Raw genomic sequence first — 296 nt, 5'->3', positions numbered from 1 at the left:
ATGTAAGCATTTGTAACGGCGACTAAACATGTGTGGAATCGTTGGATTTATTGGAGAGCAAGAAGCAACGGAAATTTTATTAAAAGGTTTAGAAAAGCTAGAATATCGTGGATATGATTCAGCAGGTATTGCAGTACAAACAGGTAACGGTGTTGTTGTATACAAAGAAAAATGTCGTATTGCAAAACTTCGCGAAATCGTAGATGAGAACGTAGCAGCAAGCGTGGGGATCGGTCACACACGCTGGGCTTCGCAGGGTGTTCCAAGCAAAGTAAACGCGGATCCGCTTCTCAGTA

The 296-nt window shown here is 42.6% G+C and carries 1 pseudogene; it reads left to right on the top strand.

Annotated features, from left to right (window positions below):
- Positions 1 to 28: 28 nt before the first annotated feature.
- Positions 29 to 296, top strand: a pseudogene (locus tag ACSG5Z_RS30965) (glutamine--fructose-6-phosphate transaminase (isomerizing)); the annotation flags it as partial.

This window comes from Bacillus pretiosus, assembly GCF_051294775.1.
In the GTDB taxonomy this organism is placed as follows: domain Bacteria; phylum Bacillota; class Bacilli; order Bacillales; family Bacillaceae_G; genus Bacillus_A; species Bacillus_A wiedmannii.
Note: the sequence above shows the minus strand (reverse complement) of the source record. Positions and strands in the feature narration are given on the sequence as shown.